We start from the raw sequence: 23238 nt of genomic DNA, 5'->3' as shown, positions 1-23238 counted from the left end.
GGCCACAGCGATTCCGTCCAGCGGAAGAAGTCCGGCGGAAGAACAGGTCAGCGGTTGTGCAGCGCGGTCTCCGGCGGGCGCAGGGCGCGGGGCGCGCCGAGCGCGCGGGAGATGCCGCGGGCGCTCGCGCGCACGACGGGGATCAGCGCCCGCGCGTCCCACCCGTCGGACGGCACGACGATCGCGACGGCCGCGACGACCGTGTCGTCCGGGCCGTAGACGGGCGCGCCGACCGACAGGGCGAACGTCTCCACCTGGCCGTCGCTGATGGCGACGCCCGCGCGGCGGACCTCGGCGAGCACGCGGCGCAGCTCCGCGCCGGTGCCGATCGTCCGGTCGGTGAAGCGGCGCAGCGGCGCGGCGATGGCGCGCTCCTGCAGCGCGGGGTCGGCGTGCGCGAGCAGCGCGAGGCCGACGCCCGTCGCGTGGGCGGGCCACCGCCCGCCGACGCGGGAGAGGACGTGCACGGCGTCGCGGGCGGAGATCCGCTCGATGTAGACGACGTCGAGGCCGTCCAGGACGGCGAGGTGGACGTTCTCGTGCGTCGCCTCGTACAGGTCCTCCAGGAACGGCATCGCGGCGGCGCGCAGCGCGGGGCCGCGGGGCGCGAGCGCGGCGACCTCGAACAGCCGCAGCCCGATCCGGTACAGCCCGGCGGCGTCGCGTTCGAGCGCGCCCCAGCACGCCAGCTCGCCGACCAGCCGGTGCGCGGTGGACAGCGGCAGGCCCGCGCGCCGGCTGATCTGGGTGATGGTGAGCGCGTCGCGCTCGGCGGAGAACGCCTCCAGGATGTCCAGCACGCGGCTGGTGACCGTCGGCCGGCCGCCGCCGGCCGGGGGCCGTGCGCTCCCGCCGCCCGCCGTCATGGGTCGCCGTACTCCTCCCGCAGCCGCGCCTTCAGGATCTTCCCGGCGGCGTTGCGCGGAAGCTCCGCGGCGAGGACCGCCGACTTGGGAATCTTGTAGCGGGCCAGTCTGCCGGACAGCGACGCGATCACCTCCGCCGGGCTCACCTCGGCGCCGGGGCGCGGGACGAGCACGGCGCGGCACGCCTCGCCCCAGGCGGCGTCCGGGACGCCGATGACCGCGCACTCCGCCACGCCGGGGTTGGCGGCGAGGATCGCGTGCTCGACCTCCGCCGGGTACACGTTCTCGCCGCCGGAGATGATCATGTCCTTGATGCGGTCGACGATGTAGGCGTAGCCGTCCGCGTCGAGGCGGGCGGCGTCGCCGCTGTGGAACCAGCCGTCGCGCAGCACGGCGGCGGTGTCGGCGGGCCGCCCCCAGTAGCCGCTCATGACGTGCGGGCCCTGCACGACGACCTCGCCGGTCTCGCCGGGCGCCGCGTCCGCCATGCCGGGGCCGACCACGCGCACGTCGCTGAAGAAGTGCGGCACCCCGGCCGAGCCGGCCTTCGGCACCGCGTGCTCGGCGTCCAGGAACAGCACGCCGGGGGCGGCCTCCGTCATGCCGTAGCCCTGGAGGAACGTCAGCCCCCGCCGCTGGTAGGTCTCGATGAGAGACGGCGGCACCGGCGCGCCCCCGCAGGTCAGGATGCGCAGCGAGGACAGGTCGGCGGCCTCCCAGCCGGGTTCGCGGGCGACGCGCTCGAACATCGTCGGCACCCCGAACATGAACGTGACCCGGTGCTCCTCGACGAGGGAGAGCGTCGCGGCCGGGTCGAACGCGGCGACGAGCACGCACGCGCCGCCCTTGAGCAGCACCGGCAGCGTGAGCATGTTGAGCCCGGCGGTGTGGAACAGCGGCGCCGACACGAGCGCCACCTCGCCCGCGACGAGGTCGTGGTCGATCAGGACGTTGATCGCGTTCCAGGTGATGTTGCCGTGGGTGAGCGTCGCGCCCTTGGCCCGCCCGGTCGTCCCCGACGTGTACATGATCATGCAGGGGTCGCCGAGCGCGACGGGCAGGTCCAGGGGGTCGCCGTCCGCGCCGGCGAGGAGGTCCTCGTACCCGCCGCCGAGCGCGACGCGCTCCCGGACGGGGCCGCCGCCGGGCAGTCCTTCGACCAGTTCCGCGTGCGACGGCGCGTGGACGAGCACGGACGCGCCCGAGTCGTCCAGCTGGTAGGCGATCTCGGGGCCGGCGAGCCGGGTGTTGAGCGGGACGAAGATCCCGCCGAGCATCCCGGTCGCGAACAGCGCCTCCAGGAACGACGGGTGGTTCGGGCCGAGGTAGGCGACCCGGTCGCCGGGCCGGACGCCGAGCCCGCGCAGCGCGCGGGCGAGGCGCGCGACCCGGTCGAGCAGGCCGGCGTAGGTGAGCGCGGTCCCCTCGTGGACGAGGGCGGTCGCCCGCGGGGTCTTGCGGGCGCGGCGCGCGGGCCACGACCCGAGTCCTTCGTTGCGCATGCGCGTCACCCCTCCGTCGGTTTCGAGGCCGTGCGGCGATCCCACCACGCGGCGGCGGACGGCACGAGCCCCTTCGGCAGGAACAGCACGACCGCGATGAGCAGCAGCCCGTAGACCGCGTAGGACAGCACGGCGGGCGCCGACGCGGGCATCCCCTCGCGGGTGCCGATGTCGTTGAGCAGCTGGAGCAGCAGGGTGATGGCGGTGGCCCCGGCGAGCGCGCCCCAGATCGTCCCGGCGCCGCCGACGACGACCATCACGACGTACTCGAACGACAGCAGGACGGGGAACGAGCCGGGCGCGACGTAGCCGATGTAGAAGGCGTAGACGCCGCCCGCGAGCCCGGCGAACGCGGCCGACAGGCTGAACACCGCCTGCTTGTACGCGGCGACCGGCACCCCGGAGGAGGCGGCGGCGACCTCGCTGGTCGCCAGCGCCCGCAGCCCGCGCCCCGGCCGTGACGCCACGATGTGCCGGGTGACCAGCACGACCAGCCCGAGCGCGGCGAGGGCCAGGTAGGCGTAGGAGACCTCGCTCGCGAACTCGTACCCGGCGATCCGGAGCCGCGGCACGCCCTGCAGGCCGATGTCGCCGCCCGTCCACTCCTGCCGTCCGACGAGGCTGAGCAGGATCAGCTGGATGGCGAGCGTCGCGAACGCGAGCTGGTGGCCGCGCAGCCGCAGCAGCGGGACGCCGACGAGCGCGGCGCACGCCGCGGCGGCGGCCGGGGCGAGCAGCAGCCCGAGCCAGGTCGGCAGGCCGTGCGTCGCGGTCAGCGCCGCCGTGTACCCGCCGATCATGGTGAAGGACGCCTGGCCGAGCGAGACCTGCCCGGCGTACCCCATCAGCATCGACAGCCCGACGACGACGGTCGCGGCCAGCAGGAGCAGGACGTACACCGAGACCTGCGTCGCGGGCAGCACCACCGGGGCGAGCAGCGCGGCGGCGGCGACGGCCGCCGCGGCGAGCGCGCCCGGGCCGGGCCGCCGCCGGGACGCGGGTGCGGCGGCCCCGGCCGCCGGCCGGTTCTTGCGGACGGACACGCTCATCGGGCGGCCTCCTCCTGCAGCGCGGTCCTCCGCGAGGCCCGCACCATCATGATCGCCAGCATCAGCGCCAGCGCGACGACGGTCTGGTAGGACGCCTCGCCGTAGCCCGCGACCATCGCCTCGGCGACGCCGAGCGTCAGCGCGCCGGCGAGCGCGACGACCGGGCGGTTCAGGCCGCCGAGCACCGCCGCCGCGAACCCGTTGGTGATCAGCAGGACGTCGCTGTTGTAGGAGATGGGCTGCAGCGGGGTGAGCAGCACCCCGGCGAGGCCGCCGAGCATCCCGCCGAGCGCGAACGCGAGCAGGCCCATCTTCAGCGGGTCGATGCCGAGGGTGCGCGCCGCGTACGGGTTGGACGCGCACGCGCTCAGCGCCTTGCCCGGGTAGGTGCGGCCGAAGAACAGCGCGAGCAGCGCGAACACGGCGGCGGCGACCCCGATGACGAGGAACGACTGCTGCTGGACGTGCGCGCCGAACACGGTGACGGCGCCGCGCAGCCCGGCGTGCGAGCGCGGGTTGTCGCCCCAGATCATGATCTCCACCGCGTAGGCGAGGAAGCCGACCCCGAGCGTGACGATCAGCGCCGACTGCGGGGACGTCCCGCGCTTGCCGGTGGCGGCGGCCCCGACCGCGAGCCCGACCAGGCCCGCCACCGCGACGGCGGCGGCCTCGGCGGCGCCGTGCGGCAGCCCGGCCGCCAGCAGGGACCCGGCCGCCATCCCGCCGACGACGGCGAACATGCCCTGCGCGAAGTTCACCACCCGGGTCACCCGGTGGATCGCGACGAGGCCGCTCGCCAGCAGCGCGAAGCCGCAGCCGGTGGCGACCCCGGAGATGAGGTACTGCAGGAAGGCGCTCATGTCTCCCCCTCGGTGCCGCCGCGCCCGCCGAGGTAGGCGTCGGCGACGTCGGGGCCCGCCGCGAGCTCGGCGGCGGTGCCCTCGGCGCGGACGCGGCCCGCCTCCAGGACGTAGCCGCGCCCGCACAGGTCCAGCGCCAGCCGCGCGTTCTGCTCGATCAGCAGGACGGCGAGGCCGCGCTCGGCGTTCAGCGCGCGCAGGTGCTCGGCGAGGTCGGCGGTGACGAGCGGGGCGAGGCCGAGGGACAGCTCGTCCACCACGATCGCGTCGGGCTCGGCCATCAGCGCCCGCCCGAACGCGACCATCTGCTGCTGCCCGCCCGACAGCGACCCGGCCCGCCGCCGGCGCAGGTCGGCGAGCTGCGGCAGCACCTCGTACACGCGCGCGGTGTCGCGCGCCCCCTTCGCGCGGCGGCGCCGCCACGCGCCGAGGACGAGGTTGTCCTCGACGGTCAGGTCGTCGAACATCTGCCGGCCCTCGGGGACGAGCGCGACCCGGCCGCGCAGGTCCACCCGTCCCGCCGCCGGGCGCAGCACGCCGAGGACCGCGTTGACCAGCGAGGTCTTGCCCGCCCCGTTCGGGCCGATGAGCGCGACCAGCTCCCCGGCCCGCACGGTCAGCCCGACCCGGTCGAGCGCGGTCGCCGTCCCGTACCGGACGACGAGGTCCTCCACCTCGATCACGGCGCTCACGCGGCTTCCTTCCCGAGGTACGCGGCGATGACGGCGGGGTCGTCGCGGATCTCGGACGGGGTGCCCTCGGCGATGAGGCGGCCGAGGTCCAGGACGGCGACCCGGTCGGCGAGGCGGGAGACGAACGCGACGTCGTGCTCGACGAGCATCATCGTCAGCCCCTCCGCGCGCAGGCCCTCGATCAGCTGCGCGAGGGCCTCCCGCTCGGCGGCGCGCAGGCCGGACGCGGGCTCGTCCAGCAGCAGGAGCCGGGGGCGGGCGCACAGGGCCCGCGCCACCTGCAGCGACCGCTGCTGGCCGAGCGGCAGGACGTCGGCGGAGCGGTGCGCCCAGTCGCGCAGCCCGACCCGGTCGAGCGCGGCCAGGGCGTCCGCCCTGATCGCGGCCTCCTCGCGGCGGTGCGCGGGGAGCCGGAGCACGGCGGAGGCGAAGCCGTGCCGGGTGCGGGCGTGCGCGCCGACCATGACGTTCTCCAGCGCGGTCATGCCGTGGAAGAGCCGGGCGCCCTGGAACACGATCGCGACGCCGAGCCGGGCGCGGGCGTGCGGCGGCAGCCGGTCGATCCGGCGGCCCGCGTAGGACAGGGTGCCGTGGTCGGCGGCGAGATGGCCGCTGATCAGGTTGAACAGGGTGGACTTGCCCGCGCCGTTGGGGCCGATCACGGCGCGGGTCTCGCCCTCGGCGACCGCCATCGCCACGTCGCGGACGGCGTACACGCCGCCGAACGCGCGACCGACGGCGCCGATCTCCAGCAGGGTCGTCATCCGGCCGCCTTCGCGGTCTCGGCGAGCTGCTTCATCGACCACTCGGTGGGGACGAGCTGGCCGTCCTTGACCTGGTTCATCGAGATGTCGGTGGGCTTCAGGCCGGAGTGGTCGGTCTTGGAGTAGGTGTACTGGCCGCACGGGGTGACGAGGGTGAGGCCCTCCAGCGCGTCCCGGATCTTCTCCCGGTCGGTGCCGGCCTTGTCGATCGCGGCGGCGAGCAGCTTGACGCCGGCGTAGCCGTCCATCGCGAACTGCGGGGGCTCGTAGCCGTACTTCTGCTTGAACGGCACGGACATCTCCTGGACGGACTGCTTGAGCTTCCCGTCCGGCAGATGCTCGCCGACGACGCCGATCGCGGACTGGACGTACACGCCCTCGGCGGCCTTGCCGACCGGGTCGAGCCACAGCTTGCTGGCCTGCGAGCCGGTCATGTAGAGCGGCAGCTTCAGCCCGGACGAGGGGTACTGCTTGGCCAGCGTGACGCCGGGCGCGCCGCTCGCCCACGCGACCAGGGCCTGCGCGCCGGAGTCGCGGACGTGGGTGAACAGCGGGCTGAAGTCGGACGCCGTCGTCTCGTAGGTCTCCTCCTTGACGATCTGGACGCCGTACTGGCCCGCGTACTCCTTCATGCCCGCGAACCCGGCCTTGGCGTAGGCGCTCTTGGTGTCGTACGCGACCGCGACCTTGGTGATCTGGTGCGCCTTGAAGTACCCGAGCATCGCCTGCGCGTAGGTCGAGGAGATCGCCGGGACGACGAAGGTGTACTTGCGGACCGGGTCGACCTGCTCGTCGGCGGGGGCCAGCGAGATGTAGGGGATCCGCTCGCGCTCGGCGAGCGGCTCCACGGCGAGGCCGACGTTGGAGAACGTCGAGCCGATGATCGCGGTGACCTTCTCGGACTTCAGCTTGTTGAAGTGCAGCACGCCCTGGTCCGGTGCCGTCTTGTCGTCGAGGGTGATCAGTTCGATCTTCCGGCCGTCGATGCCGCCGGCGCCGTTGAGCTGCTCGACGGCGAGCTCCACGGTCTTCTTCGCCTCGCCGCCGAGCGGCGCGTAGTTGCCGGTCAGCGACTCGATGAAGCCGATCTTGAGGGTGGATCCGGCGCCGGATCCACCGCCCGAGCCGCACGCGGCGGCGGCGAGGACGGTGGCGGCGAGAAGGGGGACGAGTTTGCGCACTGGGACCTCCCGGGGTGGGCGTGCCCCGAAGTTAGGCGTATTCTTCACGGCAGTCAATGATTTGCCCAACATCAGCGTGACGGCGGTCACCGCGACCCCGCCGCCGTCGTTACGCTGGCGGGATGACGGGAGCCGAACGGTTGAGTGCACAGAGCGCGGCCGGGCCAGTGCCGTCCGACGAGCCGTCCCCGAGGCTCCGGCCTCAGTCGCTGATGCTGACCTACCTCGGCAACTACGTGCTGGGACGCGACATCGCCGTGTTCTCCGGCAGCTTCATCGACACCTTCGCCCGGCTCGGCGTGGGCGAGCACGCCGTCCGCTCGACGCTGACCCGGATGGTCGGCCGGGGCCTGCTGGCGCGGCACCGCGAGGGCCGCCGCATGCACTTCGGGCTCACCCCGCGCTCGGAGGGGATCCTGCACGACGGCGAGGACCGCGTCTGGCGGCGCGGCGTGCTCAACACCGACTGGGACGGCAGCTGGACCGTCCTCGCGTTCTCCATGCCCGAGTCGTGGCAGCGCGTCCGGCACGACCTGCGCGCCCGGCTGACCTGGGCCGGGTTCGGGTCGCTCGGCAACGGCACCTGGATCGCCCCGTCCCGGGTGGACGTCCGGCCGATCGTCGCCGGGCTCAACCTGAACGGGCACCTGAAGGTGTTCGCCGGCCCGGCCGAGGAGCCGACGGACGTCCCGCACATGCTCCGCGAGGCGTTCGACCTCGACGGCCTCGCCCAGGGCTACCGCGCGTTCCTCGACCGCTGGGACCGCGCCGACCCGCTCCCGCACGCCCCCGACGACCTCGCCCGCTACCTGTGGATGACCACCGAGTGGCTGCAGCTCGTCCGCGCCGACCCGCGGCTGCCGGTCGAGCACCTGCCCGCCGGGTGGCCCGCGGTCCGCGGCCAGCAGGTCCTGCTGGAGCTGCGGGACCGCTACGAGGGCACCGCGCGGCGCCTCGCCGACGCCGCGATCGAGTACGTGCCGGTGGGCCGGCCGGGCGGCGCGACCGCATGATCCGCGCTCTCGCGGGTACGTCGCGTGCCCGGGGATCGACGGAAGGTGATCAGCATGTCTCTCGGGGCCGGTGACACCTCGGACCACGCCGCCGCCGACGCGCTGCACGTCCGCAGCGAGCTCCGCGGCCCCTGCCTGCTCGTGGAGGCGGACGGGGAGCTCACCATCCTCACGGCCGAGCGGCTGCGCGAGCACGTCCTCGCCGAGATGCGGGAGGTGCCGTCGCCGCCGCGGGTCGTCCTGGACGCCGGCGGGGTCGGGTTCTGCGACTCCTCCGGCCTCAACGCGCTCATCATCATCTGGAAGGCCGCGCACCGGGCCGGCGGCGAGTTCGTGCTGGCCGACCTGGACCGCCGCTTCCGGACGATCATCGAGCGCAGCGGCCTGGACCGGCACCTCGTCGCGCACCCGACCGCCGAGCAGGCCCTCGACGCGCTCGCCGCGGACTAGCCCGCCCGCCGCCCCCGGCATACGATGATACGGATTTCGTATTGTCGTCTCACGAGGGCGAGGGCCCATGCCACACCTCGACACCCCCGCCGGCCTCCCGACCGACTCCGCCGCCCCGGCGGCCCGTCCCGCCGGCGCGATCCCCGGCCGGGCCGAGACGGACCGGCTCCGCGAGATCCACAAGGGCATCAAGGGCGTGGACGCCGCAGGGCGCCGCTACCACCCGCTGAACCCCGAGGCGTACCTGTGGGTGCACGCGACCCTGTACCACGGCATGGTCGACCCAGTGCGTCTTCGGCCGCCCCCTCGGCCCGGTCAAGGAGGCGGCGCTGCTCGGCGAGTGGCGCGACCTCGCGCCGGCCCTCGGCATCACCGACCGCCACCTCCCGCGCTCCCCCGTCGCCCTCCGCGCCATGCGCCGGGCCCGGCGCGCGGGCGGCGGCTAGAGTCGGCCGCACGATGACCACCGACGACGAACTCCTGCGCAGCCTCCTCACCGAGGGGCCGCGGAGCGAGCCCCAGACCGACCGGATCCTCGACGCCGCCCTGCGCTCCTTCGAGGCCTACGGCCCGCGCCGCACCACGATGGACGACGTCGCCCGCGAGTCCGGGCTCGGCCGCGCCACCATCTACCGGCGCTTCCCCACCAAGGGCGACCTCGTCACCGGCGTCCTGCTGCGGGAGGCGCGGCGCTTCTTCGCCGAGCTGGACGAGGCGGTCGCCGCGCTGCCCACCCTGGAGGAGCGCCTCGTCGAGGGGTTCGCCGTCACGCTGCGGATCAGCCGCGAGCAGCGGCTGATCACCCGCCTGATGGTCGTCGAGCCCGAGCTGATCCTGCCGCACTCCACGGTCAAGGCAGGCCCGCTGCTCGCCGCCGCCCGCGGCTACCTCGCCGGCCGGCTCCGCACCGCGCAGCGCCTCGGCGCCGCACCCGCCGGCGTCGACCCCGAGCTCGTCGCCGAGATCCTCGTGCGCCTCACCCACTCCCTCGTCCTCACCCCCGAGGGCCACATCCCGCTCGACGACGAGGGCGCCCGCGCCTTCGCCCGCCACTACCTGCTGCCCATCGTCCAGACGTCCCCGGCCGGCGGGGACGGCGGCTAACCCGGCAGCGGGAGGGTGATGGTCAGGGTGGTGCCGGCGCCCGGCGGGCTCTCCAGGGCGACCTCGCCGCGCAGGGCGCGGACGCGGTCGGTCAGCCCGGCGAGGCCGCCGCGCGGGACCGGGGCCGCACCGCCCGCCCCGTCATCGCGGACCTCGGCCACGACCTCGCCCGCGGCGGCGCGGACGGTCACCTCGACCGCGTCCGCCCGGGCGTGCTTCACGGCGTTGGCGAGGGCCTCGCAGAGCGCGAAGTAGAGGGTCGTCTCGATCTCCGGCGGGAACCGCGCGGCGGGCAGGTCGAGCCGCACGGGCACGGCGGCGCGGGCCGCGACCAGCTCCATGGCCGGGGCCAGCCCGGCGTCGGCGAGGATCGCCGGGTGCACACCGCGGGCCAGGCCGTCCAGCTCGGCGACGGCCTCGGCGAGCTCGCGGCGGCAGCCGCGGGCCTGCTCGCGGGCCGCCGGATCCGCCGCGGCGCCCTCCAGCCGGGCGAGGGTCCCCTCCAGCGCGCGGAGCCGGGCGCGGGCGCTGCGCTGCAGGTCCGCGGCGAGCCGCTCGCGCTCGGCGGCCTGGACCCGGACGAGGCGCTCCTGCGCGTCCCGGGCCTGTTCGAGCGCGGCGCGCGCGGCGGCCTGCAGCCGGACGGTCTCCAGCGCCCGGCCGCCCGCGGTCAGCGCCGCCTCGACGAGCGTCCCGTGGTCGCGCAGCGCGGCGGCGAGGTCGACGGTGGCGAGGGGCTCCCCGCCCGAGGTGCGGACCTCGTGCCGCCAGCGCCCCGGGCCCGGCCCGTGCGGCGCGCCCGGCCGCCGGCCGTCCACGCCGACGTAGCCGCCGTCGGCCCACAGCCACAGGTCGAGGGCCGCGTCGCCGAGGACGCCGCGCAGGGCGTCGCGGACCTTCTCCACCGACACGGGCGCGGTGAGGCGGTGCATCCGCTCGGCCACGGTCAGCTCCGCCAGCCGGGCGCGCAGCGCGGCGAACAGGAAGACGATCGGCAGCGTCGTGGCGCAGAAGCCCTGCAGGAAGTAGACGCCGAGGACGTCGTCGAGCGTGACCGCGGTGCCGAGCAGGGCGCCCTGGACGGCCAGGGCGGCGCTGACGCCGACCGTCACGGCCGCCGCGACCGGGACGGTGAACGCCCGGTCCAGCCGCCCGGTCCGCGGCACCCGCGCGAGGAGGATGAGCACCAGCGCCCCGGCGAGCGCGGCCATCGCGACCGTCACCGCGCGCTGCGCGCAGCGGAAGACCTCCTCGTCGGGCCGGACCGACGGCCACACCGCGGAGGCGGCGAAGCCGTTCCACTCGGGCCGCGACACCGCGCACAGCAGCGCCTGCCCGCCGACCATGACCAGCACGGCCGCGGCCGTCCACAGCCGGGCGGGGGCGCCCGCCGGGCGGCGGCCCGGGTAGATGACGACGCCGACGCCGATCGCGACGAAGAACACCGACTGCGCGAACACCGACACGAGCGGCGCCGCGCCGCCGTTCCAGGCCGCCGACCACGTCGCGGCCCACGCCGCGGCGGCGACCACGAACGCCGCGCCGGTGCGGCGCCCGAGCCGGCCGGCGGCGAGCAGGCCGCCCGCGGCGGCGAACCCGCCGCAGCACGCCAGCGTGACCGCGGCCTCGGCGGGACGCCCGCGCCAGTACGGCCAGCCGCACGCCAGCGCGGCCGCCGCGATCACCGTGCCCGCGCCCAGGGCGCGGCGGACCCGCGCGCCCAGCCACAGCGGCCAGCGGGGGACGGCCCTCACCGCGTTCCTTCCGTGTCGTCCCGGGGAACCACCGTCCGGGATTGGGGTTTTCCCGGATGTGCGGGACGGGCGGCACCGGGAGCATGGGAGCGGGCCGGAGGCCGCGCCCCGGCACGGCCCGCGGCGCGCCCGGTGGCGTGCGGGGGCCACCACCGGGTCACCCGGTGCGACCCGGTTCCCGCGGCCAGTTTTCCGCACCGCGCACGGCGAGCGGGAGGCTCCGTTACCCGATCGATGCGCGCCCGCGGCGGCCGGCCGCGGCCGCTTCCGGTCAGCGGGTCTCCGCGGCCCGCAGCCAGGTGAGGACGGCCAGCACCCGCTTGTTGCTGTCCTGCGGGCCCGCCGCCCCGCCCGATGAGGCGATCTTCAGCTTGGTGAAGATCGCCCGCACGTGGTCCTCCACGGTCCGCGCCGACAGGTGCAGCCGCTTGCCGATCCCCGCGTTGGAGTGCCCCTCCGCCATCAGCGCCAGGACCTCCCGCTCCCGGCCCGACAGCCGGGACATCTCCGCCTCGCGGTGCCGCGCCTCGACGAGCCTGCTCACCACGTCCGGGTCGATGACGACCTCGCCGCGCATCACCCGCTCCAGCGCCGAGCGCAGGCTGTCCACGTCGGTGACGTGGTCCTTCAGCAGGTAGCCGACGCCGCGCGGCCGGTCGCGGAACAGCTCCATCGCCTGCGGGGTCTCGTTGAACGCCGACAGCACGAGGACGCCGATGCCCGGATGGCGCTCCAGCAGCCGGCGGGCCGCGACGACCCCCTCGCTGGTGAACGTCGGCGGCATGTGCAGGTCGACGATCACCACGTCGGGCGGGTCGCCGGCGACGCGGGCGAGCAGCTCCTCGCCCGAGCCCGCGGACGCCACCACCTCGATGCCGACCGTGGTGAGCAGGGTGACCAGCGCCTGCCGGAAGATCCCGCTGTCCTCCGCCACGGCTACTCGCATGGCACGTCCATCCTCACCGTCGTGCCCTCGCCGGGGCCGCCGCCGACTTCCACCTCGCCGCGCAGCGCCCCGATCCGGCCGGACAGCCCGGCGAGGTCGGCGGCGGGATCGCCGGGCCCGCCGCCGTCGCAGGTCAGCTCCGCGGCCACCCGGCCGTCCGCATGGCCCACCCGGACGTGCACCCGCGTGGCGTGCGCGCGGTCCACAGCGTACGACAGCGTCTCGCACAGCACGGAGTAAAGCGTGGACTCGATCTCGCGGGAGAACCGGCGCTCGGTGACGTCGAGCTCGACGCGCACGCCGACCCGCTCGGCGACGACCTCCAGCGCCGGCCCGATGCCGTCCTGGACCAGCAGCGCGGGCCGCACCTCGCGGGCCAGCTCGCGCAGCTCGGCGAGGGCCGCCACCAGCTGCTCGCGGCACGTGCGCGCGTGCTCCTTCACCACCGGGTCGCCCGTGACGGCCTCCAGCGTGCCGAGCATCGCGCCGAGCGCGAGGAGCCGCTGCTGCGCGCCGTCGTGCAGGTCGCGGGCGAGGCGCTCGCGCTCGGCGGTCTCGGCCCGGACGAGGCGGCGGTAGGCGGCGCGGACCTGCTCCAGGCCCGCGTGCACGCTCGCCTGCAGCCGCGCGGTCTCCAGCGCCCGGCCGCCCGCGGCGAGCGCGGCCTCGACCAGGGAGCCGTGGTCGCGCAGCGCGGCGCCGAGCTCCACGACGGCGAGCGGCTCGCCCGCCGCGTCCTCGACCCGGCGCCGCCACCGCCCCGCTCCCCCGCCGCCCGGGTCCTCCGGGCCGAGCTCGACGGGGCGCCCGTCGGTGTCGACGTAGGTGCGTTCCGCCGGCGCCCAGAACCACAGCTCCAGCGTCGGGTCGTGCAGGACGTCGCGCAGCGCGTCGCGGACCCGCTCCACCGACACCGGCGCGGTCAGCCGGAGCATCCGGCCGGCGACGGTCAGCTCCGCGATGCGGACCCGCAGCGCGGACGCCAGCAGGGTGAGCGGCACCAGCACGACGACCGCCCCCTGCACCGCGTACACCCGCAGCAGGTCGTCCAGCGGGATCGAGTCCTCCATGATCGGCCGCTGCGTCAGCGCGGCGGAGATGCCCACGAAGCCGATGGCGACCGTGACGGGGAGGGCGAGCAGCCGCCGCATCCGGCCCATCCGCGGCAGCCGCAGCATCAGCACGACGGCGAGCGACACGGCCAGCAGGACGTACAGGGTCGCGGACACCCGCAGGACGACCCGGAAGACCTCCAGGTCGGGGAACGGCGCGGGCCACCACACCGAGTCGCCGCGGAACGCCGCCCACTCCGGCTCCGAGGTCGTCCACAGCGCGGTCGGGCAGCCCCACAGCACCGCGCACGCCGCGGCCGTCCAGATCCGGTCGGGCAGGTACTCCAGCCGCCCGGCCGGATACAGCAGGACGCCCACGGCGAGCGCGAGGTAGAAGGTGGCCTGCGCGTACGGCGACAGGAGCGGGCCGATGGAGGCGTCCCAGCTCGCCGCCCAGTTGACCGCCCAGCAGACGGACGCGGCCGCGAACAGCAGCCCGGTGCGGCGGGTCCGCGGCCCGGTCGCGAGCAGCACCCCCGCCATGGCGATCGCGGCGCAGCCGACCAGCGTGATCGCGGCGGCGGCCGGATGGTCCCGCCAGTACGGCCACCCGGCCGGCAGCGCGAGCCCCGCCACCGCCGGCCCGGCGACGAGGGCGCGCCTCGTCTCCGCGCCGAACCACGGGGGCGACCTGCGCCGCCGCGGTGCGGAAATGACCACGACCATCCCCTCCATGCTCGGACCTCGGCGGGAGGTCCTGCCACCGGAAAGCCACGGGGCGCCGGCCCGTGCTTTCCCGGACGCCGCGGCGGGCGGCGGGACCGCACCGGAAGTGTCCCCGAGGCCGGGGCCCGCCGTCACGGTGCGTTATGCGATCGATGCGCGCGCCGTTCCGGCGTTCTCGTCCCGATCTCGCCGGACCGGAGTCCCGCCGGCCCGGGAGCATTCAGGACGCGCCTCCCTTGACGCGGGACGGCCCCGCGTCCGGACCCTGGACGCGGCCGAATCCGACCCGGCTGAAAGGAATTCACATTCACCGGGAAAACACCGCCGCCGGCCCGCGTTCTACTGGGTTGCCGGGCCGGGCGGGGAATGCCAGGATCGTTTCGCGGGAGCAATGGGGGACGCGGGGAGAAAGGGGCGCGGGGGAAATGGAGCAGACGACGGCCGTGCGCGGCCCGGGGCCGGGGGCCGGGCTGCCGGTACCCGCCGGCGCGGCGGGGCCGCTCGCCCCGTTCGCCGACCGGGCGCGGGTCCGGCCGCGGTACCGGGCGATCCTGGCGGTGGACATCGAGGCGTCCACGACGCGCACCGACCCGGTGAAGGCCGAGCTGCGCCGCACGCTCTACCGGCTGCTGGAGGAGGCGTTCAACCGCGCCGGAATCGGGCCGCGGCACCGCGAGGAGTACGTCGACCGGGGCGACGGGGTCCTCGTTCTGGTGCGCCCTTTCGACGAGGTTCCGAAAACGCTGCTGCTGCACCCGGTGGTGCCGCTGCTGTCCGCACTCCTCGCCGAATACAATTCGGCGCAGACGATCACGTCCGGCGGCGACCGGCGAATTCGGGTGCGGGTGGTGGTGCACGCCGGAGAGGTGCACAACGACGGGCACGGCAATTTCGGCGAATCCCTCGACGTCGCCTTCCGGCTGCTGGACTCGGCGGAGGCGAAGGGCGCCCTGCGGCGCACCCGCGGGCCGCTGGCGCTGGTCGTGTCCGAGGACATCTACCACTCCATCGTCCGGCACGGGTACGAGGGGATCCGCGCCGACTCCTACGTCCCGCTCGTCCGGCTGGAGGTCACCGGCCGCAGCCACCAGGGCTGGGTGCACGACGCCGGCGCCGCCCCGGCGCGCGTCCACCGGCGCACCGCGCGCGCCGCGCGCGACGGCCTGCCCGTGTGGCGGCGCCGCCTGCGCGCCCTCGCGGTCAGCGGCGGCGGCCCACGCCCGCCAGGGTGAAGGCCCGTTCCGGGTGCGCGGTCCCCGGCCCGTCGGGGCGCCACAGCGGGGTGAAGGTCAGGCCGGGCTCCACGAGGTCGAAGCACGCGACGATGTCGAGGATCTCGGCCCGGCCGCGCCCCCAGAAGTGGCCGCTGGTCGGCTTGAACACCCGGCCGACGTCGCCGCCGGACTCGGGCTCGGGCTCCTGCGTGATGTGCGTGAACACCAGGTGGCTGCCCGGGGCGAGGGCGTCGTGCAGCCGCCGCAGCACGGCGGCGGCCTCGGCCGCGTCCGGGATGAAGTGCAGGACGCGGTCGAGCACGACCGCCACCGGCCGCTCGAAGTCGATGAGCGCGCGGACCTCCGGGTCGCCGGCGACGGCCTCCGGGCGCCGCGGGTCGCACCGGACGAAGGCGGCCCGCCGCGTCCGGGCGAGCAGCGCGCGGGCGTGCGCCAGCACCACCGGGTCGCCGTCGGCGAACACGACGGCCGCGTCGGGCGCGACCTGCGCGGCGACCTCGTGGACGTTCCCGCGCGCGGGCAGCTTGCTGCCGATGTCGATGAACTGCCGGACGCCCGCGCGGGCGAGGAACCGCACCGCGCGGCCGATGAAGGCATGGTTCTCCCGCGCCGCCGCCCGCGCCTCGGGGATGACGGCGAGCAGCTGCTCGGCCACCTCCCGGTCGGCCGCGTAATTGTCCTTGCCGCCGAGCAGGTAGTCGTAGATCCGCGCCGTGTTCGGCGTGACCAGATCCACGTCGGCGGGAGTCCACCTCTCATCGGCCATCGCAAAGCTCCGATCGTCCCCGGTCAAATGATCGTCTCATGGAACGCGGAGTGCTCGCGCCGGAACCCACCGTGAGGCACGCCGGCGCGGGCTCAGTAAAGCGAGCACGGCAGAGCGGCCTAGTCGGGCAGCAGCGGGACCTGCACCCCCTGGTCGCGGTTCAGCAGGACGGCGCGGGTGATGGCGGACTGGCCGAACCGCTCCCGGACGCCGTCCACCGCGCCGTCCACGGCCATGGCCTGGTCGAACGGCAGCGCGAGCTGGACGGCCCGGTCGTCGTGCAGGTTCCCGAGCGAGACGCCGATCAGCGTCAGCCCCCGGCTCTCCACCAGCGGCGCCGCGGCGGCGAGCAGCCCCCGCGCCGCCGCCAGGATCGCGGGGGTGTCGGCGGTCGCCTGCGCCAGCGTGTGCGAGCGGGTGGCGCGGGCGTAGTCGCCGAACCGCAGCCGGAGGGTCACCGTCCGGCACACGCGCCCGGCCTTGCGCAGCCGTCCGCCGAGCCGGTCGACGAGGCCGACGAGCATGGCGTCCAGTTCCGCGGGCGACCGGCGGCGGCGGCCGAGGGCGCGCTGCGCGCCCATGGACCGGCGGCGCACGCCCGTCCGCACCGGGCGGGGGTCGCGGTTGAGCGCGAGCGCGTGCAGGTGCCGCCCCGCGCCCGGGCCGAGCAGCGACACCAGCGCCGACTCGGGCATGTCCGCCACGTCGCCCACGGTCTCCACGCCGTACCCGGCCAGCTTGGCGGCGGTCGCCGGGCCGACGCCCCACAGCCGCCGCACCGGGAGCGGGCGCAGGAACTCCAGCTCCCCGTCCGGCGGCACCACCAGCAGCCCGTCGGGCTTGGCGACGCCGCTGGCGACCTTGGCGAGGAACTTGGTGCGGGCGACCCCGACCGTGATCGGCAGCCCGACCTCCTCGGCGACCTCCCGCCGCAGCCGGGCGGCCACCTCCGGGGGGTCCCGGCGCAGCCCGTCCACGTCGAGGAACGCCTCGTCGATCGACAGCCCCTCGACGAGCGGCGTGGTGGCCCGGAAGACGGCGAAAACCGCCTTGCTCGCCGCGCTGTAGGCGCTCATCCGCGGCGGCACCACGACCGCGCGCGGGCAGAGCCGCCGCGCCTGCCCGCCGCTCATCGCCGTCCGCACGCCGTGCGCCTTGGCCTCGTAACTGGCGGCCAGCACCACGCCCATCCCGACGATGACCGGCCGCCCGCGCAGCGACGGATCGTCGCGCTGCTCGACCGACGCGTAGAACGCGTCCAGGTCGGCATGCAGGATCGTCGCGGCACCGGACACGAACATATGTTCGCATAGCCGGAGTCCGGGCAGGTAGGGGGCCCGTGGCGGCAGGACGCCGCCACGGGCCGCGGGGTGGGTGGTTACTCGTTGAAGAGGCGGCCGTAGTCGGCCATGGCGAGGGCGATGTCCGCCTGCGCCCAGAAGCGGTGGTAGGTGAAGGTCGGCGCGGTCGAGGTCTCGCCGTTGGCGTAGGCCATGACGCGCTGGTAGTCGGGGTCGCTCTTGTAGAAGGAACGGATGGAGATGAAGGTCGAGTTGGAGTTGATCGGGTCGCCGTTCGGCATGGTGCCCGTCCAGCCGGACGGGACGTAGACCGGGTCGGTGAGGCGGTTGTAGTCGGCCCGGGTCTCCTGCACCGACACGCCCTTGGCGTCAGCGTGCTTCCACATGGCGTCGAGCAGGTCCTTGGCGGCCTTCTTGGCGTCGGCGTCGCCGGACTTGGCGGCGTAGTACGTCAGGGTCTTGGCGTACGCGGCGGCCACGCCGACGTCGTTGGTGTAGTCCTGCACGGTGACGTGCAGGCCGGTGTTGGCGGGCGGCATGCCGCTGGCCGACGACCAGTTCGCGTCCGGCTGCCCGGTCCACTTGAGCGTGGACGGGATCTTGATGCTGCCGGTGGACGGGTCGACGGTCGTCTGCGACAGCGCCCAGGAGACCCACTTGTCGAGGATCGCCTTGGCGTTCGCGTCACCGGTGACCTGGTAGTACTCGGCGACGCGCTCCATCGACCACGCCTGGAAGCCGAACCACTGGTTGCTCGGCGGGTCGTGGTAGACGGGCTGCCAGTCGTAGGCCATGCCGTAGAACTCGGTGAGGCCGGTCGGCGGGGTGCTGTAGCTGCCCTCCCAGCTGTTGGTGACGCCGCCGGCGATCCCGCCCTCGGCGGACTGCAGCCACTTGTAGAGCTGCAGCTGCCGGGTGAGGCTCTTCTCCCAGTCGGCCTTGGCCGTGGCGCCCTTGGGGGCGAGCGCGGCGTCGTTCACCAGCGCGTAGGCGGCCAGGGGGTTCTGGTAGCCGAAGTGCGAGGCGCCGTCGCCGATGCGCCAGGCCCAGCCGGCGCTCGTGTCCGTGGCGCCGCCCCAGGCGTAGTACCAGGACAGCAGGTAGTGCTCGCTGTCCTTGCCCGTCCCGGCCGGGCAGGACGTGGCGGGGTGGCAGTCGCCGATCTTCTTGAAGTACTTGTCGAAGAAGGAGTAGCGCAGGTAGTCGCCCATCTTGCCGGCCTTGGCGACGGTGGCCGAGACGGAGCCGGCCTTGCCCTGCTCCGCGGCCCAGGTGTTCGCCCAGTACGCGGCCTGGATGGCGCGCGCGTCGGCGTCGGGGGCGTCGGTGAACTTCCACTGCTTGGCGTAGGACGAGTCCTTGATGAACAGGTCGAGGTAGCCGTTGGTGCCGCCGAACGCGAACTTGTCGCACGTCGGCTGCGGGACGGTCTCGAACACCGACTCCTGGGCGCCGCGCTGGTAGGTGTTGATGTAGGACGGGCCGTCGGCGCTCGGGCCCTCCTCGCAGCCGCCGCCCGGCGTGTTGCCGTAGCCGTACACGTTGTCGACGTCCTGCAGCCAGTGCATGCCGTAGATGTCGTCGGTGCCGTAGGCGGACTTCAGCTCGCTCGCGATCGGGTCCTGCCCGACCGGGATGTTGCCGTCGATCTGCGACGGGTAGTCGCTGACCTCGGGGTGCTCGGCGGCGTAGGTGGCGGGCTTGGAGGCGTTGTAGAAGGAGTTCGTCGGCTGGTCGTCGTGGGTCGGGATCATGTACTTCTCCATCAGCGCCCACGCGGCGTTGAAGGGGGCCCAGTTCTGCGTGACCTTGCCGTACATGGCCTCCAGCCAGATGAGGTAGCTGTAGGCCTCGGACGTGGTCTCGTGCCCGTGGTCGGGCGCCTCGACCATGAAGGTCTCGACCGAGTGGTACGGGATGCCCTCGGGGCTGAAGTAGCCGTTCGCCGGGTCCTTGATCTTGTTGTACTGGTCGAGGAACCGCTGGGTGTAGGTGTCGCCGCCGGTGGCCACCTCGGTCGCGGTGACCGTGGCCGCCGCGTAGCCGGTCGCCGACGAGGTGAACGTCGCCTGGCCCGTGCCGGAGTCGTCCGCGGTGATCGTCACGTTCTGGGCGGTCGACCAGTTCTGCGGCGTGAACGTGAGCGATCCGCCGCCGGTCACCGACAGGCCGCTGTTGCCCGCGGTGCGGGCGGTCGTCACGGTGACGTTCGAGGACGGCGCCTCCGACAGCTTCACCGCGTACGCGGCCGTGGAGCCCTGCGCGATGGTCAGCGTCGCCGGGTTGGCCACGACGCTCGCCTCGGCCGCGACCGTGATGCCGACCGGCGCGGACTCGGCCGTGCCGCCGGCGCTGTCGGTCACCTTGGCGTAGAGCGAGTAGCCGCCCGCGGCGGAGGGCGTCCAGTTCAGCGCGTAGGGGGCGGTGGTGTCGGCGGCGCCGAGCGGGCCGTCCTGGTCGAAGAACTCGACCTTGGAGACGGTCGCACCGGTCCCGGCGGTGGCGGTCGCCGCGAGCGGCACCGAGGCGCCCACCGAGTAGGTGGCCCCGGCGGCCGGGCTGGTCAGCGCCACCTTCGGGGCGGACGTGCTGCCGTTGCAGGGCGTGCCGTTCAGGGTGAAGGACGTCGGGTCGGTGTTGGTCCCGCTGTAGGTGAACTGCGCGCCGATGTTCACGGTCGCACCGGACGCCAGCGCCCCGTTCCAGCTCTCGTTCTGGACGGTGACGTCCTGGCCGGACTGCGACCACTTGCCCGACCAGCCGCTCGCCAGCTTCTGGTTCCCCGCGTAGGAGTACTTCAGCGTCCAGCCGTTCAGCGCGTCACCCTGGTTGGCGATGTCGATGCTGGTCGTGAAACCGCTGCCCCAGTCGTTCTTCTTGTAGACGACCTTGCACGCGGCGGCGGCGGCGTGCGCGGGCGCCAGCACCCCTAGGCCGCTGCAGAGCAGGGTCAGCGTCGCGCCCACGGCCGTGAACGCGCGCCATCGTTGCCGTCTTCTCACCTTTGTTCCTTCCTGAGTCACCCGGCGTGCGGGCATGCCGGGCTCCACCGCCGGCGGACTCCGGCGGTGGCGTCTCCTTCAAGGGGCGCGCCGCGAGGCGGGCGCGCGTCAGGCCGGGGCCGTCAGCCGGACTCCCGGATGATCAACTTGGTGCGCAGCACCACGCGGCGCTCGGTGTTCGGCCGGCCGCCGGTGCAGGCGCGCAGCTCGCGGGCGAGCCGGGCGCCGAGGTCCTCGGCGGGCTGCCGGACGGTGGTGAGCCGGGGCCGCACCTGCCGGGCGACGGGCGCGTCGTCGAAGCCGACGACGGCGACGTCGTCGGGCACCCGCCGGCCGGCCCGGCGCAGCGCGCTGAGCGCGCCGACCGCCATCTGGTCGGACGCGGCGAGCACGGCGTCGACGTCCGGCCGGCGCTCCAGCAGCCGGCGCATCGCGCGCTCGCCGGACAGCCGGCCGAAGTCGCCCTGGCAGACGAGCCCGTTGACGCCCATCCCGGCCTCCCGGGCGGCGAGCCGGTAGCCGGCCAGCCGGTCGACGGCCGCGCCCATGTCGGCGGGCCCGGCGATCGTGCCGATGCGGCGGCGGCCGGTGGTGAGCAGGTGCCGGACGGCGGCGTGCGCGCCGCCGCGGTTGTCGACGTCGACGTAGGGCAGCGCCACCTCGTCGAGGGGGCGCCCGGCCAGCACCACCGGGGCGCCGGCCGCGGCCTGCACCAGCGGGGCGACCTGGTCGCGGCGGGCGCCGACGAGCAGCACGCCCTCGGCCCGGCCGCCGCGCAGGTAGCCGGTGGTGGCGCGCCACTCGTCCGGCCGACCGGCCATGAGGACGACCAGCGGCGCGCGGCCGTCCAGCTCGCGCCGCACGCCCCACAGCAGGCGCGCGAAGTAGGGGTCGCCGAGGACGCGGCAGGCGTCCTCGCACACCACGGCCGCGATCGTGCCGGAGGACTCCCGGTCGGGGGAGCCGCCGCGGCGGCGGACGTAGCCGAGCCGCTCGACGGCCGCCTCCACCTGGAGGCGGGCCGTCCTGCTGACCCGCGCCGAGCCGTTGAGCACGCGGGACGCGGTCGCGGGCGACACGCCGGCGAGCTCGGCGACGTGGGCGAGGGTCGGGGGCCGGTCGGGAAGGGCGGGGTCTTCGGGATGGGTGAGGGTCACGCTTGAGCACTCCCTTCGGGGGTTCCCGGGCCGTCGCGGGGGTGGGACCGGGTCGGGAGTAGTGGGAGCGCTCCCAAGAATCCGATCGGACGCCGATTGTGTCAAGGGTCACAGGCCAAATGGATGCGCGGAATGGCTCCCCGGTCCCTCACCGCGCGCGCGAGCCGCCGTGAAAATTCGTGAAAGGAATGGAACAGGGGTTCCATGCCGTGTCCGGGCCGTTCTACGTTCACCGCAGTCCAGGAGTGGGAGCGCTCCCAAGCGAAAAGTCACGACGTGAAAGCCGAGATCCCATGAGATCGCCTTCCCCGCGCACCGCCGCGGCGGCCGCCCTGACCGGCGCGCTGTGCGCGGCGGGCTCGCTCGCCGCCGCCGGCGCCGTGCTCGGCGCGCCGCCGGCCCGGGCGGCCGTCGCCTGCGAGGTCGCCTACACCACCAACGACTGGGGTACGGGCTTCACGGCCGCCGTCACGATCACCAACCGCGGCGCGGCCGCCACCGGGTGGACGCTGACCTACTCCTACACCGGGAACCAGCGGCTGGCGAACGGCTGGAACGGCCGCTGGTCGCAGTCCGGCGCGGCCGTCACCGTCCAGAACGAGAGCTGGAACGGCGCCCTCGCGACAGGTGCGTCCGTCCAGGCCGGAGCCCAGTTCACCTACAGCGGCAGCAACGCCGACCCCACCGACTTCAAGGTCAACGGCACGGCCTGCAACGGCGACACTGGGCCCACCGATCCGCCGACGCCGCCCACCACTCCCCCGCCCGGCGGGCCGGCACCGGAGCTGAAGGTCTCCGGCAACGCCTTCACCGACGCCGCCGGCAACACCGTCCGGCTGCGCGGGGTGAACCGCTCCGGCGGCGAGTTCGCCTGCGTCCAGGGCAACGGCATCTGGGACGGCCCGATGGACGCGGCCTCGGTCGCCGCCATCAAGGGCTGGAACGCCAACGCCGTCCGGGTGCCGCTGAACTCCGACTGCTGGCTCGGGCTGGACAACGTCGACCCGGCCTACCGCGGCACCGCGTACCGGAACGCGGTGCGGAACTACGTCGGCCTTCTCGAAGAGAACGGCATCACGCCCATTCTGGAGCTGCATTGGAGCCACGGCCTGTGGACCGGCAATGACAACCATTGCGCCACGGCCGCCGCCGAATGCCAGAAACCGATGCCGGACGCCGAATACGCGCCCGAGTTCTGGCGGCAGGTCGCCGCCGCGTACAAGGACGACAAGGCCGTCGTATTCGACCTGTTCAACGAGCCGTATCCGAACAACTTGCAGGTCATGGACTACGGCCAGTCGTGGAAGTGCTGGCGGGACGGCGGCGCGGACTGCACCGGCCTGACCTACGAGGCCGCCGGGATGCAGGACCTCCTCGACGCGGTCCGCTCCACCGGGGCCGAGAACGTCGTGATGGTGGCGGGCAGCAGCTACTCCAACGACCTGTCCCAGTGGCTCGCGCTGAAGCCGTCCGACCCGGCCGGCAACCTCGCGGCGGCCTGGCACTCCTACAACTTCAACTACTGCAGGGACGCGGCCTGCTGGGACCAGCAGCTCGCGCCCGTCGCCGCCGCGGTGCCGCTCGTCGCCGGCGAGATCGGCGAGAACACCTGCGGCCACTCCTACGTCGACACGCTGATGGCCTGGCTCGACGCGCACGCCGCGTCCTACCTCGGCTGGACGTGGAACACCTGGGACTGCTCCAGCGGCCCCTCCCTGATCAGCTCCTACGACGGCACCCCGACCGCGTACGGAGCAGGGCTCCGCGACCACCTGCGGTCAGCCCGCTGACCCACCGCTCCCTGACCCACCGCCTGCA

The 23238-nt window shown here is 74.6% G+C and carries 20 protein-coding genes; 6 read left to right on the top strand and 14 right to left on the bottom strand.

The features are described from left to right. Positions 1-47 precede the first annotated feature (47 nt). Genes ACGFI1_RS33840 through ACGFI1_RS33810 form a run of 7 tightly spaced genes read right to left on the bottom strand, consistent with a single transcriptional unit; the run spans position 48 to position 6914 of the window. A complete protein-coding gene (locus ACGFI1_RS33840) occupies positions 48-866 on the bottom strand; it encodes an IclR family transcriptional regulator (protein ID WP_138636968.1) in 819 nt (272 codons plus the stop codon). Further along, a complete protein-coding gene (locus ACGFI1_RS33835) occupies positions 863-2368 on the bottom strand; it encodes an acyl-CoA synthetase (RefSeq protein ID WP_387067354.1) in 1506 nt (501 codons plus the stop codon). The genes ACGFI1_RS33840 and ACGFI1_RS33835 overlap by 4 nt, the downstream gene beginning before the upstream one ends. 5 nt (positions 2369-2373) lie before the next feature. Continuing rightward, positions 2374-3417 carry a branched-chain amino acid ABC transporter permease gene (locus tag ACGFI1_RS33830; protein WP_138636966.1) on the bottom strand — a complete coding sequence of 348 codons (1044 nt, stop codon included), beginning with the start codon at positions 3415-3417 and terminating at the stop codon, positions 2374-2376. Continuing rightward, on the bottom strand, positions 3414-4277 hold the full coding sequence (locus ACGFI1_RS33825) for a branched-chain amino acid ABC transporter permease (protein ID WP_138636965.1): 864 nt from the start codon (positions 4275-4277) through the stop codon (positions 3414-3416). The genes ACGFI1_RS33830 and ACGFI1_RS33825 overlap by 4 nt, the downstream gene beginning before the upstream one ends. Continuing rightward, positions 4274-4969: an ABC transporter ATP-binding protein gene (locus tag ACGFI1_RS33820; RefSeq protein ID WP_240807669.1), complete on the bottom strand. Its 696-nt coding sequence runs from the start codon at positions 4967-4969 to the stop codon at positions 4274-4276. The genes ACGFI1_RS33825 and ACGFI1_RS33820 overlap by 4 nt, the downstream gene beginning before the upstream one ends. After that, entirely contained in the window at positions 4966-5733 is a 768-nt protein-coding gene (locus ACGFI1_RS33815) for an ABC transporter ATP-binding protein (protein WP_138636964.1), read from the bottom strand. The genes ACGFI1_RS33820 and ACGFI1_RS33815 overlap by 4 nt, the downstream gene beginning before the upstream one ends. Then, positions 5730-6914 (bottom strand): ABC transporter substrate-binding protein, encoded by a 1185-nt coding sequence (locus tag ACGFI1_RS33810; protein ID WP_386866646.1) that lies wholly within the window; start codon positions 6912-6914, stop codon positions 5730-5732. The genes ACGFI1_RS33815 and ACGFI1_RS33810 overlap by 4 nt, the downstream gene beginning before the upstream one ends. Positions 6915-7036: 122 nt before the next feature. Between ACGFI1_RS33810 and ACGFI1_RS33805 the strand changes: the two genes are divergently transcribed. From ACGFI1_RS33805 to ACGFI1_RS33790, 4 genes are all read left to right on the top strand, one after another. Then, positions 7037-7927 carry a PaaX family transcriptional regulator gene (locus tag ACGFI1_RS33805; RefSeq protein WP_205719270.1) on the top strand — a complete coding sequence of 297 codons (891 nt, stop codon included), beginning with the start codon at positions 7037-7039 and terminating at the stop codon, positions 7925-7927. Between the two features lie 54 nt (positions 7928-7981). After that, positions 7982-8377, top strand: coding sequence for an STAS domain-containing protein (locus ACGFI1_RS33800; RefSeq protein ID WP_138636962.1), 396 nt, complete (start codon positions 7982-7984; stop codon positions 8375-8377). Between the two features lie 67 nt (positions 8378-8444). Beyond that, positions 8445-8840, top strand: a complete 396-nt coding sequence (locus ACGFI1_RS33795) for an oxygenase MpaB family protein (protein ID WP_392791250.1) — start codon at positions 8445-8447, stop codon at positions 8838-8840. Continuing rightward, a complete protein-coding gene (locus ACGFI1_RS33790; protein ID WP_392791248.1) occupies positions 8837-9481 on the top strand; it encodes a TetR/AcrR family transcriptional regulator in 645 nt (214 codons plus the stop codon). Before ACGFI1_RS33795 ends, ACGFI1_RS33790 begins: the two co-directional genes overlap by 4 nt. On the opposite strand, the gene ACGFI1_RS33785 is transcribed toward ACGFI1_RS33790, so the two are convergent. The 3 genes from ACGFI1_RS33785 to ACGFI1_RS33775 all read right to left on the bottom strand — a co-directional run bounded on the left by ACGFI1_RS33785 (position 9478) and on the right by ACGFI1_RS33775 (position 13959). Then, positions 9478-11235 carry a sensor histidine kinase gene (locus ACGFI1_RS33785; protein WP_392791246.1) on the bottom strand — a complete coding sequence of 586 codons (1758 nt, stop codon included), beginning with the start codon at positions 11233-11235 and terminating at the stop codon, positions 9478-9480. The two genes, ACGFI1_RS33790 and ACGFI1_RS33785, sit on opposite strands and share 4 nt — an antisense overlap. A 271-nt stretch (positions 11236-11506) precedes the next feature. Further along, positions 11507-12181, bottom strand: coding sequence for a response regulator transcription factor (locus ACGFI1_RS33780; protein WP_138636959.1), 675 nt, complete (start codon positions 12179-12181; stop codon positions 11507-11509). Then, on the bottom strand, positions 12172-13959 hold the full coding sequence (locus tag ACGFI1_RS33775) for a histidine kinase (RefSeq protein WP_386866658.1): 1788 nt from the start codon (positions 13957-13959) through the stop codon (positions 12172-12174). Before ACGFI1_RS33775 ends, ACGFI1_RS33780 begins: the two co-directional genes overlap by 10 nt. Before the next feature lie 425 nt (positions 13960-14384). On the opposite strand from ACGFI1_RS33775, the gene ACGFI1_RS33770 reads away from it, so the two are divergent. Next, entirely contained in the window at positions 14385-15191 is an 807-nt protein-coding gene (locus ACGFI1_RS33770) for a hypothetical protein (RefSeq protein ID WP_392791244.1), read from the top strand. Here the strand turns inward: ACGFI1_RS33770 and ACGFI1_RS33765 are convergent. The 4 genes from ACGFI1_RS33765 to ACGFI1_RS33750 form a co-directional block, all read right to left on the bottom strand. Then, entirely contained in the window at positions 15160-15960 is an 801-nt protein-coding gene (locus ACGFI1_RS33765) for an SAM-dependent methyltransferase (RefSeq protein WP_386866660.1), read from the bottom strand. The genes ACGFI1_RS33770 and ACGFI1_RS33765 overlap by 32 nt on opposite strands. Before the next feature lie 119 nt (positions 15961-16079). Next, entirely contained in the window at positions 16080-17255 is a 1176-nt protein-coding gene (gene dinB, locus ACGFI1_RS33760; protein ID WP_387067374.1) for a DNA polymerase IV, read from the bottom strand. A gap of 83 nt (positions 17256-17338) precedes the next feature. Continuing rightward, positions 17339-20263: a glycoside hydrolase family 48 protein gene (locus ACGFI1_RS33755; RefSeq protein WP_392791240.1), complete on the bottom strand. Its 2925-nt coding sequence runs from the start codon at positions 20261-20263 to the stop codon at positions 17339-17341. 122 nt (positions 20264-20385) lie between these two features. Continuing rightward, positions 20386-21420 carry a LacI family DNA-binding transcriptional regulator gene (locus ACGFI1_RS33750; RefSeq protein WP_301175908.1) on the bottom strand — a complete coding sequence of 345 codons (1035 nt, stop codon included), beginning with the start codon at positions 21418-21420 and terminating at the stop codon, positions 20386-20388. A gap of 293 nt (positions 21421-21713) precedes the next feature. Between ACGFI1_RS33750 and ACGFI1_RS33745 the strand changes: the two genes are divergently transcribed. Beyond that, entirely contained in the window at positions 21714-23210 is a 1497-nt protein-coding gene (locus ACGFI1_RS33745) for a cellulase family glycosylhydrolase (protein ID WP_392791238.1), read from the top strand. The last annotated feature ends 28 nt before the right edge of the window (positions 23211-23238 follow it).

It is taken from the genome of Actinomadura geliboluensis, assembly GCF_043197915.1.
GTDB lineage: Bacteria > Actinomycetota > Actinomycetes > Streptosporangiales > Streptosporangiaceae > Spirillospora > Spirillospora geliboluensis.
Note: the sequence above shows the minus strand (reverse complement) of the source record. Positions and strands in the feature narration are given on the sequence as shown.

What these genes read in the sequence shown, in the direction of transcription:
- ACGFI1_RS33790 (WP_392791248.1), top strand. Translation starts at nt 8,837, where the DNA reads ATGACCACCGACGACGAACTCCTGCGCAGCCTCCTCACCGAGGGGCCG.
- ACGFI1_RS33765 (WP_386866660.1), bottom strand. Translation starts at nt 15,960, where the DNA reads ATGGCCGATGAGAGGTGGACTCCCGCCGACGTGGATCTGGTCACGCCG.
- ACGFI1_RS33800 (WP_138636962.1), top strand. Translation starts at nt 7,982, where the DNA reads ATGTCTCTCGGGGCCGGTGACACCTCGGACCACGCCGCCGCCGACGCG.
- ACGFI1_RS33795 (WP_392791250.1), top strand. Translation starts at nt 8,445, where the DNA reads ATGCCACACCTCGACACCCCCGCCGGCCTCCCGACCGACTCCGCCGCC.
- ACGFI1_RS33830 (WP_138636966.1), bottom strand. Translation starts at nt 3,417, where the DNA reads ATGAGCGTGTCCGTCCGCAAGAACCGGCCGGCGGCCGGGGCCGCCGCA.
- ACGFI1_RS33775 (WP_386866658.1), bottom strand. Translation starts at nt 13,959, where the DNA reads ATGGTCGTGGTCATTTCCGCACCGCGGCGGCGCAGGTCGCCCCCGTGG.
- ACGFI1_RS33745 (WP_392791238.1), top strand. Translation starts at nt 21,714, where the DNA reads ATGAGATCGCCTTCCCCGCGCACCGCCGCGGCGGCCGCCCTGACCGGC.
- ACGFI1_RS33815 (WP_138636964.1), bottom strand. Translation starts at nt 5,733, where the DNA reads ATGACGACCCTGCTGGAGATCGGCGCCGTCGGTCGCGCGTTCGGCGGC.
- ACGFI1_RS33840 (WP_138636968.1), bottom strand. Translation starts at nt 866, where the DNA reads ATGACGGCGGGCGGCGGGAGCGCACGGCCCCCGGCCGGCGGCGGCCGG.
- ACGFI1_RS33805 (WP_205719270.1), top strand. Translation starts at nt 7,037, where the DNA reads ATGACGGGAGCCGAACGGTTGAGTGCACAGAGCGCGGCCGGGCCAGTG.
- ACGFI1_RS33770 (WP_392791244.1), top strand. Translation starts at nt 14,385, where the DNA reads ATGGAGCAGACGACGGCCGTGCGCGGCCCGGGGCCGGGGGCCGGGCTG.
- ACGFI1_RS33835 (WP_387067354.1), bottom strand. Translation starts at nt 2,368, where the DNA reads ATGCGCAACGAAGGACTCGGGTCGTGGCCCGCGCGCCGCGCCCGCAAG.
- ACGFI1_RS33825 (WP_138636965.1), bottom strand. Translation starts at nt 4,277, where the DNA reads ATGAGCGCCTTCCTGCAGTACCTCATCTCCGGGGTCGCCACCGGCTGC.
- ACGFI1_RS33780 (WP_138636959.1), bottom strand. Translation starts at nt 12,181, where the DNA reads ATGCGAGTAGCCGTGGCGGAGGACAGCGGGATCTTCCGGCAGGCGCTG.